This window comes from Thiosocius teredinicola (assembly GCF_002009425.1).
In the GTDB taxonomy this organism is placed as follows: domain Bacteria; phylum Pseudomonadota; class Gammaproteobacteria; order Chromatiales; family Chromatiaceae; genus Thiosocius; species Thiosocius teredinicola.
The window spans coordinates 3,480,611-3,494,560 of record NZ_CP019936.1 but is presented as its reverse complement, the minus strand read 5'-3'; the positions used below and the strand labels follow the sequence as shown (position 1 = coordinate 3,494,560).

The following is a 13,950-nucleotide window of genomic DNA, read 5'->3' as shown; positions in this document are numbered from 1 at the left end:
ATGTCATGACGGTCGCCGCCAGGCACCGTCACCAAGCACAACAAGGTTAAACACTATGTATCCCGCACTCTGGATCGCCAAGACAGGACTCGATGCCGAGCAGACCCGTATGTCGGTCATCTCGAACAACCTGGCCAACGTCAATACCACGGGCTTCAAACGCGATCGTGCGGTGTTCGAGGATCTCATCTATCAGAACATCCGCCAGGCGGGCGCCAACTCGACCGAAGATACAACGCTGCCTTCAGGTCTCTACCTGGGTACCGGCGTACGCACGGTGGCTACGCAGAAGCTGCACACGCAGGGCAACATTGTCCAGACCAACAACAGCTTCGATATCGCGGTTCAGGGCAACGGCTTTTTTCAGATCACTCATCCGGACGGCAGCATCGTCTATACGCGCGACGGTTCGTTCGGCCTGGATTCCACCGGGCAGTTGGTAACCCAGAACGGCTACCTGCTCGACCCAGCGATCACCGTACCTGCCAACACGCTGAGTGTGACGGTGGGATCGGACGGCACGGTATCGGCGATGGTCGCCGGCAACAATGCACCGACCCAGATCGGCAACATCACGCTCGCGCAGTTCGTCAACCCGACCGGCCTCGAGGCGATCGGTGACAACCTGTACCGCGAATCGGCAGCGAGCGGCGCTGCACAGGTCGACACGCCCGGAACCAATGGTACGGGCACCTTGATTCAGGGGTCGTTGGAAAGCTCCAACGTCAACGTCGTCGAAGAGCTGGTCAACATGATCGAGACCCAGCGCGCCTATGAAATGAACAGCAAGGCGATCTCGACCACCGACGAGATGCTGAGCTACGTCAGCCAGGTGCTGTAAGCCGTCGGCACCAAGGTGAAGGAACGGACCATGAAACATTTCACTGACAAGACGCATAAGCCGCTTCGCCGATTGGCGCTGCTGGTGTTGCTGGCAGTGATTGCGACGGCGTTGACGGGATGCAACTCGAAACCGAAACGTGATCCTGATTTCGCCGCCGTTGAGCCGGTCGACATACCGCCGGCGCCGCAAGGCAATGGTTCGATCTACCAGGCGGGTTTTGAACGTAGCTGGTTCGAGAATGTCCGTGCGCGCCGCGTCGGCGACATCCTGGTGGTCAACCTGGTTGAAGACACCGAAGCGAAGCACGCCAACAAGGGTGGGGTATCGCGTAGCAACAACACCAGCATCACCAACCCAACGGTGTTCGGCAAGCAACTGGGCTTCGATCTGGGCTCGAGCCTGGAATCCAATACCAGCTTTGAAGGCGATGCCGACAACACGCAGGAACATCAGTTCTCCGGTTCGCTATCGGTCATGGTTACCGAGGTCTTGACCAACGGCTACATGCGCGTTCGCGGTGAGAAGCGCGTCGGCATGACCGGCGGCAACGAATACGTCCGGGTGTCGGGCATCGTGCGTCCGGAAGACATCAACGTCGACAACTCGATCGACTCCACCAAGATCGCCGACGCCACTCTGGTTTACATGGGTGACGGTACGACGACGATGGCGACCACCATGGGTTGGTTGGCCAAGTTCTTCATCTCCGGCCTGATGCCTTTCTAACGAGAACAATCATGCGGCGTTTCAGCTTCAACAAATTAGGTAATGCAACGATCGCCATGATCAGCGTGGTGCTTGCCATGCTGTTGACGGCACCGGTGCAGGCCGAGCGCATCAAAGACCTGGCGACGATCCAGGGTGTACGCAACAACCAGCTGCTTGGTTATGGCCTGGTGGTCGGCCTGGATGGCAGTGGTGACAAGGTGTCGTCATCGCCGTTCACGCAGCAGAGTCTGCGCAGCATGCTGACCCAGCTGGGCATCGTCGTGCCGCCCAACGTCAACCTCAACCCGAAGAACGTCGCCGCGGTGACGGTACATGCCGATCTGCCGCCGTTCTCCAAGCCGGGTCAGCAGATCGACGTCACCGTATCGTCGATCGGCGATGCCAAGAGCCTGCGTGGCGGCAGCCTGTTGATGACCCCGCTCAAAGGTATCGATGGCCAAGTGTATGCCGTCGCCCAGGGCAACCTGGTCGTCGGTGGTCTGTCGAGCGAAGGCGCCGACGGTTCGAAGGTCACGATCAACATTCCGAGCTCCGGTCGCGTACCGGGCGGTGCCACCGTCGAGCGCAGTGTGCCGACACCGTTCGGCCAGGACGCGATGCTGACCTTGAATCTCAAGCAGAGTGACTTCACCACCGTGCAGCGCGTCACCGAGGCGATCAACAAGACCATCGGTGCCGGTACCGCGATGGCGGTCGATGCGACCTCGGTCAAGGTCAATGCACCGAAGAATCCGGGCCAACGTGTCGGTTTCGTGTCGATGATCGAGAATCTGCAGGTCGATCCTGCCGACGCGATCGCGCGCGTCATCGTCAACTCACGCACCGGCACGGTCGTAATCAACAGCACGGTTCGGGTCAGTCCGGCCGCTGTGTCGCACGGCAGCCTGACGGTCACGATCAGCGAGAACCCACAGGTTTCGCAACCCAATCCTTTGGCCAACGGCCAGACCGTGGTCACGCCGCAATCCGATGTGGCGGTCAGTGAAAGCGGCAGCCGTATGTTCGTGTTCGATCCGGGTGTCACGCTCGATACCGTGGTACGTGCGGTCAACCAGGTCGGTGCCGGTCCGAGCGATCTGGTGGCGATCCTCGAGGCGCTCAAACAAGCGGGTGCCCTGCATGCCGATCTGGTGGTGATCTGAGGTCGGTTATGGAACTGGATATGTCCCAGGTCTATACCGATTTCTCGGGCCTCGCGGCGCTCAAGGCCCGTGCCCGCGAAGATCAGGATGCCGCGCTGGATCAGGTCTCGCGCCAGTTCGAATCCCTGTTCCTGCAGATGATGCTCAAGAGCATGCGCGACGCGAGCTTCGGCGGCGGCATGCTCGATAGCAAGCAAAGCGAGTTCTATCGCGAGATGTACGACAAACAGATCGCGATGGAGATGTCCGATACGCAAGGCATTGGCCTGGCCGATGTGATCAAGCGCCAGCTTGGTGGCGGCATCTCGCCGGCCTACAAGGATCTGAAGCCCGAAGACTACGTCGGCATGCCGATCGTTGCGACGCCGATGACGGCCGAGGCGATCGATCATGCGGACGGCGTACGTAAATCGTCGCGCGCTGAGTCGGTAAACCTGGATGGTTCACCCGAGTCGTTCCTTGGTGAACTGTGGCCGGCAGCCGAGCAGGCAGCCGCGAGACTGAACCTGGCCCCCGAGGCATTGCTGGCACAGGCCGCACTCGAAACCGGTTGGGGCAAGCACGTGATGCGACATGGTGCCGGTGACAGCAGTCACAACCTGTTCGGCATCAAGGCAGATTCGCGCTGGCAGGGCGACAAGGTGCGCGTCAGCACGCTCGAATACCGCGATGGCGTTGCGCTCAACACGCGCGCCAACTTCCGCGCCTACGAATCTTACGAGCAGAGCTTTTCCGACTACGTCGATTTTCTGCAGCGCAATCCACGTTACCGCGAGGCGCTGAGCAAGACCGACGATCCGCAGGCCTACTTCGGCGCGTTGCAGGAAGCCGGGTATGCGACCGACCCGTCGTATGCCGACAAGATCCTGCGCATACTCGACAGCGATGCCATGCAGCGCGCAAAACAATCGGTCACGGGAGGCGCGGTATCCATCTGACCTGACGGTGGATTGGCGATAATACGATGGCAAGCATCATCAATACCGGCATCAGCGCGCTCAACGCCTTCAAGCGGCAGATGGAGACGACGGGGCACAACATTGCCAACGTCAACACCGAGGGTTACAGCCGGCAGACGGTTGAACTGGGTACGCGCACGCCGGAGAGCACGCCGCAGGGCTACATTGGCTCGGGTGTCGACATCAATGCGATCAACCGCAACTATGATACCTACCTCGCACAACGCGTACGTGACTATGCGGCTTCGTTTGAAGAGTTCTCGGTCTACCAGGAACGTGCGATGCAGATCGACGACGTGGTCGCCGATGCTGCAGCCGGCCTGGACAGCAAACTGCAGGAGTTCTTCGATGCGGTGCAGGACGTAGCCGACGATCCGACCTCGATTCCGGCACGCACCGTGATGCTGAACCAGGCGAACCAGCTCGCCGAGCGCTTCCATACGCTCGACCGCTGGTTCGAAGACATGCGCAACCAGGTCAACAGCGATTTCGAATACCAGGTGCAGGAGATCAACTCCCTGTCCAAATCGCTGGCCGATGTGAACGGGCGCATCCGCGCGATGAGCAAAGCGACCGGCAATGCGCCGAACGACGTGCTCGATGAACGCGACAAGCTGATCGACGACCTGAGCCGTTACACCAATGTCTCGACGGTCGAGCAATCCGACGGCACCTACAACGTGTTCGTCGGCACCGGGCAGGCGTTGGTCGTCGGTACCGAATACAACACGCTGGGCGTCACCAACAACCCGCAAGCGGCCGATCAGAAAGAGATCGTGATCCAGCAGGCCGGCGGTGTGACGGTCAACATCACCAACCAGATGACCGGCGGTTCGCTCGGCGGCCTGGTGCGCTTCCGCAGCGAGGTACTCGACCCGGCACAGAACCAACTGGGACTGGTCGCGGTCGGCCTGTCGGATTTCTTCAACAGCGAACACCAAACCGGCCTGGATCTCGACGGCGATCTTGGCGGCAATTTCTTCTCGACTGCGTCGCCCCAGGTGTATGCCGATCCGGGCAATACCGGCACGATCACCGCCAGCATCACCGATGTGTCGCAGCTGACCGGTCATGAATATCGCCTCGACTTCGACGGCACCAACTGGTCGATGACCGACCTGGATACCGGTTCGGCGGTCACGCTCAGCGGTACCGGCACCGCGGTCGACCCGCTGGTGGGCGACGGTGTGAGCATCGTTATCGGCACTGCCGGAGCCGCCGGCGACAGCTACATGTTGCGCCCGACGCGCGGCGCCTCGGCCGGCTTCAACGTGCTGGTCAGCAATGAGCGCGATATCGCTGCAGCGGATGTGGTGCGCTCGGCCAACGGTGCGGCCAATGCCGGCACCGGGTCGATCAGTGCCGGTGCACTGACCGAACGTACCGGCAATACCAAGCTGGCCTCGCCGATCACCTTGAGCTATCAGGCCGGCAACCAGTTGGCGATCACGGCAGGACCGGCCGGTACCCAGTTCGTCGATGCCAACGGCACGGCGCTGGGTGCGACCGCGACATTCACCGCCGGCCAGACCTACCGTGTACAGATTCCCGGGCTGGGCATCTTCGATGTCGAGATGACCGGCTCACCGACCGTCGGCGATACCTTCACGTTGAGTGACAACACCGGCGGCGTTGGCGACAACCGCAATGCCCGTCGGCTGGCGGACATTCAGACCGCGAACCTGATGAGCAACGGCACCGCGAGCATTTCCGATACCTACAGTTCATTGGTTGCGGATGTCGGCACCAAGACTCACCAGGCGTCGACCAATGCTGCCGTGCAGGAACGCCTGTTGACCCAGGCCGAAGAGGCCAAGTCGGAGGTTTCCGGCGTCAACCTCGATGAAGAGGCAGCCGACCTTGTACGTTTTCAGCAGGCCTATCAGGCAGCCGCGCAGGTGATCAACGTGGCCAACACGCTGTTTGACACCCTGCTGGGTGCGGTGAGGAGGTAATCATGCGCATCTCGACGTCGCAGATTTTTCAGCAGAGCGTTGACGCGATGCTCGCCAAGCAGCGCGAGCTCGCCAAGACCGAGTTGCAGGTCGCCAATGGCAAACGCATTCTGAACCCGTCGGACGATCCGTCCGCCTCGGTGCGCATTCTCGATCTGAAAGAAACCCAGGACCGCCTCACCCAGTTCCAACGCAATGCTGACGCGGCAACGGCCAAGCTCGCGCAGGAAGAGACGGCGCTCGACGGCATCGAGAGCCTGTTGCAGCGCGTGAGGGAACTGGCGGTGCAGGGCGCCAACGGCACGCTGGGCGCGACCGACCGGCAATCGATCGCCGCCGAGGTGCGCGAGCACATTGCAGGCTATCTGCAGATCGCCAACACGCAGGATGCCAACGGCGAATACATCTTCGCCGGCTTCAAGACACTGACCGAACCGTTCAGCCACGATGGTGTCGGCAACTTCACCTACAACGGCGACAATGGCCAGCGCAAGCTGCAGATCGGTGAGACCCGCGAGGTCGCCATCGGCGATCCCGGTGAGATCTTCGAAGGTTTCGCCGCCTCAGCCGGCGGTACGACCAACATCGGCGAGGTGTTCTACAACCTGGCGACCACGCTGGAGGCCGGCAACCCTTATCCAGAGGCGCTGACCGACATCGATACCGCGCTCGAACAGGTTTTCAACACCCGCGCCAAAGTGGGTGCGCGCATGAACGCGATCGATGAACAGAAGGCGTCCAACGATGCCTTCGACCTGGCGGTCACCGAGGTGCGCTCGTCACTCGAGGATCTCGACTACGCCGAGGCGATCAGCCGCTTCAATCAGCAGTTGACCGCGCTGCAGGCGTCACAGCAGGCGTTCATGAAGGTTCAGGATCTGAGCCTGTTTAACTTCCTGCGCTGAGCGTTTGCCGCAGCGGCGCGCCGCCTCGCACATTTCATCAGCCTTGATGCGGGTTTAGCCGCCGAGCTTCTTCTACACTGAAATAGAGTTCAGGCAAGCGGGCAGGAGGCGAGCGATGACGGCTTACGAAAGGCAGATTCACGACACCGAGGCCTACTACGACCGGCAGATGGCCCTGGTTGAGTGCGACGATGTCGAGATTCTCTCATCGACGATGCGCGACAGTCGTCTGCACGAAGTGTTGCACAATCCCTACGACGAAGGGATCGATGAAGGGTGACGGGTGGTGACGTCACGCAAAAGCGCAGCCGAGAGGCTGCGCTTTTTTTCTGCAGGCCTATAACCGCAGCGCTTACTGACGGTTGAGTTCGACGCGTCGGTTCTGGGCCTTGCCTTCCGGCGTTTCGTTGTCGGCCATCGGCTGCTCTTCGCCGAAACCCTGGGCCGTGAGGTTCTGCGGCGTGACGCCTTGGGTCACCAGGTATTTGACGACGCTCTGTGCGCGACGTTGCGACAGGTCCTTGTTGTAGGCGTCGTCACCGTCACTGTCGGTGTGCCCGGCAACCATCACCTTGACGTCCGGATTGGCGACCAGTGTTTTCGAGACGCCGTCGAGAATCGACAGCGATTCCGAGGTCAGTTCGTCGGAATCGGTCTTGAAGTTCACACCGCGCAACACGATGCGCGCGTCATTCTCGCAGCCAAGCGCATCGACCGTGGTACCGGGGCGTGAGTTTGGGCACAGGTCGGATGCATCGGCCACGCCGTCACTGTCACTGTCACCATTGCCGTTGTCGCCGGTCGGCTGCGGCGCTTCGCTCGGTTCGTCGACGACCGGGGGCGGTGGTATCAATGCGGGCGGGTAAGGGTAGTAACCGTCGTAGCTGTGACCGTAGCCGCGTCCGTAGCCGTAACCATCGCCGTAGCCGTAGCCGCGCATATCGGCGTCGGCGCGCCCGCGCATGGCGAAGCTGAAGTCGAGCTCGCCAGCGGCATCGCCGGCACCGTCACCCCAGCCGCTACCGTAGCTGTCACCCCAGCCGCTGCCGTAGCCATCGTTCCAGCCGCTACCGCCCGGCCACCAGTTGTTGCCCCAACCGTTGCCCCAGCTATTGCCCCACGGCATCCAGTTGTTGCCCCAGCCGCCGTAGCTCGGCCCCCAGCCGTTGCCCCAGCCACTGTTCCACGGTCCACCCCAACCGCTGTTCCAAGGTCCGCCCCAACCACCGTAGGGGTAGCCCGCGCCGCCGTAGGGTGCATGACCCCACGGCGCGTAGCCGGGTGCCAAATAGGTCTGCGGTACCGGCATCTGCGACTCAGGCAGCTGCATCTCCGGCGGATTTGCCGGCAGTGCGTAGGGTTCGGCGAACGGCGCCGCCTGCAGACCTTCGGGGCGCTGCGCAATCCACGCCGGCGCCGGCGGCCGCTCGGGCATCTCGCGTGCCTGCGGCGGCTCCGGCCGCTCGGGCCGTTCCGGTCTGGCTGGCCGTTCTTCGGGTTGCGGGGGTTGCGGCCGCTCGGGCGTCACATGCGGGATGCCGGCTCGCGGTTGTGTCGCCCAATCGGGTTTCTCCGGTTTCGGCGGCAACTCGCTACGCTGTGGCGGTTGGGGCCGTTCTGGCCTGGCCGGTGCCTGCGCGCGTTGTTGCGCTACCCATTCAGGTGCTTCCGGTTGCTGTGGCTTGTCGCCCGCTGCCGGCGGCTGCGGGGGTTGCGGCATGGCGGGCGGCTGCATCTGCTCGCGCTGCTTCGCCACCCATTCCGGGGTTTCCGGCTTTTGTGGTTTGTCACCGAATGCCGGCGGTTGTGGGCGCTCAGGCGCGGCCGGCGGCTCGAGTACCCAATCCGGTCTCTGCGCCGGTTGCTGAGCCCCCGGCGCGTCAGGTGCCCGCATCTGCGAACGATGCTGTTTCACCCAATCCGGCAGCGGCTGCTTCTGCGGACGTTCCGGTGGCGTGGGAGGTGTCGGGCTTTCGATCTGGGCGCGGTGCGGTTTGACCCAATCCGGCAGTTCCGGGGCGTCCGGACGCGCCGGCGGTTGCGGTGCTTCGGGTTTTTGCGGGACTGCGCTGGGTGCGGCGGTCGCCGGCGCCTCGGTGATGCCCAGTTGCGCACGACGTTCGATCACCCAATCCGGCAATCCGGGTGCCTGCATCGGTTGGCCCTGTGTCCAGGGCGGCATAGCGGTCGGGGGATGCTGAGGATACTGATACGGCTGCGGCGAGTTGGTTTCCGCTTGGAGCAGCGGGGCCGTCAGCACAGCCACCAGCGAACTGGCGATCAGTGTCGGTTTGAACATCGTCTTCTCCTGTTGTGCATCGTCGAAATCGATCCGGCGTCGCAGCGGACGCCGCAGCTGTTTACCTTTGCTGCCCGATACTGCGTGGACACAAGCGGTTGGACTGTCCAGAATTTACATCATCATTTAATCAAACGCTAATATTTGTTGTTCGCAGCGGGAGGCGCCCGTTCACCACGACCCCGCGTTTGCCTTCAATTGTCACGTGGCCCGGGTATCGATGATAGCGGCGAGTCGTGTACGCTGTCTGATTGTGTCCATCGCGAATCCATTTCGTCGCCACCTTCCCGATAACAACGTTGTGCCAAACCCTGACGCATGAATGACCCAAGCCCACGCGGTTTCCTGCTGCCTCACGATTTTCGTCTTCCACGCCTGATCAAACAGCTCGGCGGCGAGTCTCACTGCCTGGTCGACGATTCTGCCCGTTTTTCGCTGACCTTCTATGACAGTTTCGACTGGCGCCTGCACGCGGCCGGATTGCGTTTGAGCCGAATCAGCACGGTGCAAGGCAGCCTGCTGCGCCTGCGCTCGTCCGATGGCGTCGATGTCGTCGAGCCCGTTGAGTTGATCGGCGAACCGGCGTGGCCGGCCGAATTGCCCGAAGGTGACCTGAAGAACAGGGTGCTGCGTCTGCTGGATATGCGCGTGCTGTTGCCGTTGGCGACCATCGACGGCGAAGTCACCGAGATGCGCCTGCTGAATGACGACGCGAAGACCGTGGTACGACTGCAGAATCTGCAGTTGCACAGCACAGCGCCCGAGATCAAGGAACCGCGGGCGCTGTGGCCGCGCCTGCGACTGCTGTCGCTCAAGGGTTACGAGGGCGACTTCGATGCCTTGGCGGAAAAACTCGCCAACGAGTTCGAATGGCCATCGGCGCCGGAGTGCCTGTTCGACGAGGCGATGGCGTCGGTGGGGCGTGAGGCCGGCGACTACAGTTCCAAGCTCAAGCTGTCGCTGCGCGCCGAGCAGATGGCGATCAAGGCGGTGCGCAAGATTCTGCTAACCCTGCTCGATACGCTGGAACGCAACATCCCCGGTGCGCGCGCCGATCTCGACTCGGAGTTTCTGCACGACCTGCGCGTTGCGACGCGCCGTACGCGCTCGGCACTGTCACAGATCAAGCGCGTATTGCCGGATGCGGTGGTCGCCGAGTACAAGACACGCTTCGCCTGGGTCGGCCAGATCACCGGCCCGGTGCGCGACCTCGACGTCTTTCTGCTCGAACTACCGCACTACCGTGCCAGTCTGCCGACCGTGATGGCCGGTGACCTCGACGCCTTGGAAGAACACCTCAGAGCGGCCCATCAGACCGAGCAGGCGAGACTCAAACGCAAGTTGGGTTCGGCCGAGATGAAGACCCTGCTCGATGATTGGCGCAATGTGCTCGAGGGCGATCTCCCGCTCGACCAGGCGGGCTGGTTCGCCGACCTGCCGATCGGCCAGGTCGCGTCGCAGCGTATCTGGAAGATGTACCGCAAGACGCTCAAGGCAGGGCGTGCCGTGACCCCCGACGATCCACCCGAGGCAATGCACGAGTTGCGCAAGGACTGCAAAAAGCTGCGCTACCTGATCGAGTTCTTCCGCAGCCTGTACGACGCCAAGGATGTCAAAGCGATCATCCGCGTACTCAAGGATCTGCTCGACAATCTCGGCGACTACCAGGACCTGGTGGTGCAGGCCGACAAGCTCAGGGCGTTCGCCGCCGAGCTGAACCAGGATGACCCCGGGCACCTGCCGACCGTGCTCGCCATCGGCGGTCTGATTGCGGACCTTCTGCGTCGCCAGCAGTTGGCGCATGAGCGTTTCGCCGAGCGTTTCGAGCATTTCGATTCGAAGGAAAACCGGGCGCGTTGCAAACGCCTGTTCAAGGAACAGGCGGAGGTGCTCGGATGAAAATTTTCGGTGTCTACAACATCAAGGGCGGGGTCGGCAAAACGGCCACCGCGGTCAACCTGGCGCATCTGGCGGCATCGAGCGGTCTGCGCACCGTGATCTGGGATCTCGACCCACAGGCGGCAGCCACCTATTACCTGCGTGTAAAACCGAAAGTGAAGGGCACCACCAAGGTGCTCAAAGGAAAGCGCGATCTCGACGAGGTGTTGAAGGGATCGGATTATCCGAACCTGGACCTGCTGCCGTCGGATTTCTCTTACCGCAACATGGATCTGCTGTTGGGTGAGAGCAAGAAACCGATCGTGCGCCTGCTCAAGCTGCTGCGTCCGCTGTCGGAAAAATACGACCTCGTGATACTCGATTGTCCGCCGAGCATCTCGCTGGTGTCGGAAAACATCTTTCGTGCCGCCGACGCCTTGTTGTTGCCGACCATACCCACGACCTTGTCGTTGCGCACATTGACCCAGGTACTCGACTTCATCGAAGGCCACCAGCTCAAGGTGCCGGCGTATGCGTTCTACTCAATGGTCGATCGGCGCAAGCGCATGCATCAGGATGTGATTGCAGCCGCCGGTGATCCACGTTGCACGGTACTCGATGCGGCAATCCCTTACGCGACGGAAGTCGAGCGCATGGGTTTGGAGCGTCGCCCGGTAACCGACTATGCGCCGCGCTCGCCGGCCGGTCGCGCCTACCAGTCACTGTGGGATGAGCTGAAAACCCACGTCAGCGGTTTGCGGCCGTCGCTCAGCTTTCAATCGCCGATCTGAATTGGCGACTCAGGCTGTCGAATCGCTCCGCGCTCCACCCAGTTGGGCGACGATGCGATCGGCGACGCGGAAGCTGTTGGCATAGATCGTAAACGTGTAGGGCACGCTGCCACCGGTGGGCATGAAGCTGCCGTCGCTGACGAACAGGTTGTCGACCTCGTGACTGCGGCAATCGGCGTCCAGCACGGAGGTGGCGGCATCGTTACCGAAACGGCAGCCGCCGGCCTGCAGGTTGGGTGGTGGTGAGGAACCGACCGATGAGCTGATGCGCCGGGCGCCGAGTTCGCGCAGCAGCCGTTCACCTTTCTCAGCGAGCGCGCGGCCGATGTGCAGGTCGTGCGGATGTGCGCCGACGCGGATCTTGGCCACTGCCTTTCCCCAGCGATCCTTAACCGCATTGTCGAGAGACACGTAACAGTCGTCGGTCGGCAACCAGTCGTTGAAGACCTCGAAGTTGAGCGTGCGGTCGGTGCGAAACCAGGTCTCGAGCTGGCGTTTCAGCGGTTTTCCCCAGACCAGTTCGCCGTCGCGCCACTTGGCGTTCTGTGCGCGCGTGACGGCGTTTGGATGATCCCACAGGAACTCGACAATGCCGCCTTTCACGCGGCCGAGCCGCGGATCATCAAAGCTGTACCAGTCGTCGAGTGCGCGATTGACGAACGGTCCGACAACGCGCAGTTGATCGACCTTTTCGGCTGTGTAGTCGGCGAACGCGAAGTCGCCGCTACCGGCACCGCCCGCGGAGAACAGCAGGTTGCGCCCGACTTGGGCGTTGCGATTGCCCAGGCCGTGCGGGTGTTTCGCTCCGGTCGACGCCAGCAGCAGGCGGCTGCTCTCGATGGCCTGGCAGGCGACGACATAGATGCGTGCATCGACTCTTATTATTTTGCCTGCGCGATCGAAATAATCGACCGAGGTGATGCGTCCATCGTTGCCGGTACTGATACGGAATACCTTGGCGTGTGGACGTATCTCGCAGCGACCGGTGGCGACCGCATGATCGAGCAGGGCGGCGCGTGCGCTGCCTTTGGCGCCGCTCGAACAGCCGAAGCTGCCGCAGAAACCCGAGTATTCACAGGAACGTCGCTGCATCGCCGGTTGCGACAGGATGGCGCGCGGTACGCGCAGCGCATGAATGCCGAGCTTGTCGGCCGCTTTGTCTATGTCGGCCGATATCGGGTGTTCCGCGACCGGTGGATAAGGGAAGTCGGGTGACGAGCGCAGTGATTCGCCGGCCTGCGGTTCTGCCTTGCCGGAGACGCCGACCAGGCGTTCCACCTTGTCGTAATACGGTTCGAGATCGACGTACTCGATCGGCCAGTCGGCGATATTCGCGCCATCGATGGGCCCGAATGTGCTCAGCAGTTTGAAGTCGAACGGTTTGAGGCGGTGAAAGTAACCGCTCATGAAGTTGCTCGAACCACCGACGCAGTTGCCGTTCCAAAAGTTCCAACCGGATTCGACGGAGGTCTCGGCGCGCCAACGATCGTCGTCGCCCTGCGATTCGATCACGTGCTGCTCATCGGCCAACGAAGGCGTGTAGACATTGCGCCTGCAGCACGCCAGTTCATCCTTGGTGAAGTGCTGTTCTTTCAGCCACGGCCCCTTCTCGAGCACGACGACTGAAAACCCGGCTTGCGCGAGCTGATGCGCGATCGGACCGGCACCCGCGCCACTGCCGACGATGCAGACATCGAAATCGCGACTCATAGCGGCAGCTCGGAGTAGATGGTATTGCGATCTGGCAGGGGAAAGCCGGGCACGTATTGCAGCCAGCGCCAGCCGATACCGTCAGGGTTGCCGCCGTAGGCCGGCGCCGTCAGCAATGCTTCGAACAGGTAGGTGAGCAGCGTCGACAACCAGTTCTCGCCGGCCTCGCTGGCGGCGATCCTGCGCAGCATCGATTCTTTGTCATCGAAACCGAGTTCGCTGAACGTCTTGTGGTGCGTGTCGTGCGAAAGCTGGTTCAACCAGATAACGCCCTGGGTGACGAACGCACGCTCGTCGCTGTCGACGTGCGGGTCGTTGACGACGAAGCGCAGATAGCCGACAGCGTTGATCTCTTTGGCGCCGGGGCTGTCGGTTTCACTTGGCAGCAGATGCGCTGTGACGGCATCGAGCGTCGGCCAGGGGTCTGGAGACGAGGGCGCCTGGCCCGAATCCTCTTGGGCCGACGACCTGGCTGTCGCGCCGGCGTTGAACAACACGGCCAGTGAGCCGCCGGCTGCGCGTAGCAGAAACTGGCGTCGGCTGAGCAATTGTTCGCGCAATTCGGCCAGCGCCGGAAAGGCCGGTGACCCGGTGTGACAGTCTGGCGGTCGGCGGATCATTGCGGCGCGCCTGCCGTGTCGGTGCGCGCAAGCGTCGGCGAGAGGTTCGGTTGTGGCTCAAGCCGAAACGATCGAACGGTGCATTGCCTTATCGCGTTCATGCACCGATGGTAGCAGG

12 protein-coding genes are annotated in these 13,950 nt (G+C 62.1%); 9 read left to right on the top strand and 3 right to left on the bottom strand.

Translation table 11 applies throughout. The features are described from left to right. Positions 1-55: 55 nt before the first annotated feature. The 7 genes from flgG (at position 56) to B1781_RS23255 (ending at position 6,814) form a co-directional block, all read left to right on the top strand. Positions 56-841 (top strand): flagellar basal-body rod protein FlgG, encoded by a 786-nt coding sequence (gene flgG / locus B1781_RS16540; protein ID WP_078120716.1) that lies wholly within the window; start codon positions 56-58, stop codon positions 839-841. Positions 842-871: 30 nt separating this feature from the next. Then, positions 872-1,570 (top strand): flagellar basal body L-ring protein FlgH, encoded by a 699-nt coding sequence (locus B1781_RS16535; RefSeq protein ID WP_078120715.1) that lies wholly within the window; start codon positions 872-874, stop codon positions 1,568-1,570. Positions 1,571-1,626: 56 nt separating this feature from the next. After that, entirely contained in the window at positions 1,627-2,715 is a 1,089-nt protein-coding gene (locus tag B1781_RS16530) for a flagellar basal body P-ring protein FlgI (RefSeq protein WP_125932285.1), read from the top strand. A gap of 8 nt (positions 2,716-2,723) precedes the next feature. Further along, on the top strand, positions 2,724-3,653 hold the full coding sequence (flgJ, locus tag B1781_RS16525) for a flagellar assembly peptidoglycan hydrolase FlgJ (protein ID WP_078120713.1): 930 nt from the start codon (positions 2,724-2,726) through the stop codon (positions 3,651-3,653). 26 nt (positions 3,654-3,679) lie between these two features. Next, the gene (gene flgK / locus B1781_RS16520) at positions 3,680-5,629 is read left to right on the top strand and encodes a flagellar hook-associated protein FlgK (protein WP_078120712.1); all 1,950 of its coding nucleotides are present in this window, start codon (positions 3,680-3,682) and stop codon (positions 5,627-5,629) included. A 2-nt stretch (positions 5,630-5,631) separates the two neighbouring features. Continuing rightward, positions 5,632-6,534 (top strand): flagellar hook-associated protein FlgL, encoded by a 903-nt coding sequence (gene flgL, locus B1781_RS16515; RefSeq protein ID WP_078120711.1) that lies wholly within the window; start codon positions 5,632-5,634, stop codon positions 6,532-6,534. 115 nt (positions 6,535-6,649) lie between these two features. Then, positions 6,650-6,814 (top strand): hypothetical protein, encoded by a 165-nt coding sequence (locus B1781_RS23255; RefSeq protein ID WP_164513429.1) that lies wholly within the window; start codon positions 6,650-6,652, stop codon positions 6,812-6,814. 72 nt (positions 6,815-6,886) lie between these two features. On the opposite strand, the gene B1781_RS16510 is transcribed toward B1781_RS23255, so the two are convergent. Next, complete coding sequence (locus tag B1781_RS16510) at positions 6,887-8,833, bottom strand: OmpA family protein (protein ID WP_078120710.1); 1,947 nt, start codon at positions 8,831-8,833, stop codon at positions 6,887-6,889. 318 nt (positions 8,834-9,151) lie between these two features. Between B1781_RS16510 and B1781_RS16505 the strand changes: the two genes are divergently transcribed. Both B1781_RS16505 and B1781_RS16500 read left to right on the top strand, forming a co-directional pair. After that, on the top strand, positions 9,152-10,732 hold the full coding sequence (locus B1781_RS16505; RefSeq protein WP_078120709.1) for a CHAD domain-containing protein: 1,581 nt from the start codon (positions 9,152-9,154) through the stop codon (positions 10,730-10,732). Continuing rightward, on the top strand, positions 10,729-11,502 hold the full coding sequence (locus B1781_RS16500) for a ParA family protein (RefSeq protein WP_078120708.1): 774 nt from the start codon (positions 10,729-10,731) through the stop codon (positions 11,500-11,502). The genes B1781_RS16505 and B1781_RS16500 overlap by 4 nt, the downstream gene beginning before the upstream one ends. A gap of 9 nt (positions 11,503-11,511) precedes the next feature. Here the strand turns inward: B1781_RS16500 and B1781_RS16495 are convergent, their stop codons facing one another. After that, positions 11,512-13,212 carry a GMC family oxidoreductase gene (locus tag B1781_RS16495; protein ID WP_078120707.1) on the bottom strand — a complete coding sequence of 567 codons (1,701 nt, stop codon included), beginning with the start codon at positions 13,210-13,212 and terminating at the stop codon, positions 11,512-11,514. Beyond that, positions 13,209-13,832 (bottom strand): gluconate 2-dehydrogenase subunit 3 family protein, encoded by a 624-nt coding sequence (locus tag B1781_RS16490; RefSeq protein WP_078120706.1) that lies wholly within the window; start codon positions 13,830-13,832, stop codon positions 13,209-13,211. Before B1781_RS16490 ends, B1781_RS16495 begins: the two co-directional genes overlap by 4 nt. Between the last annotated feature and the right edge of the window lie 118 nt (positions 13,833-13,950).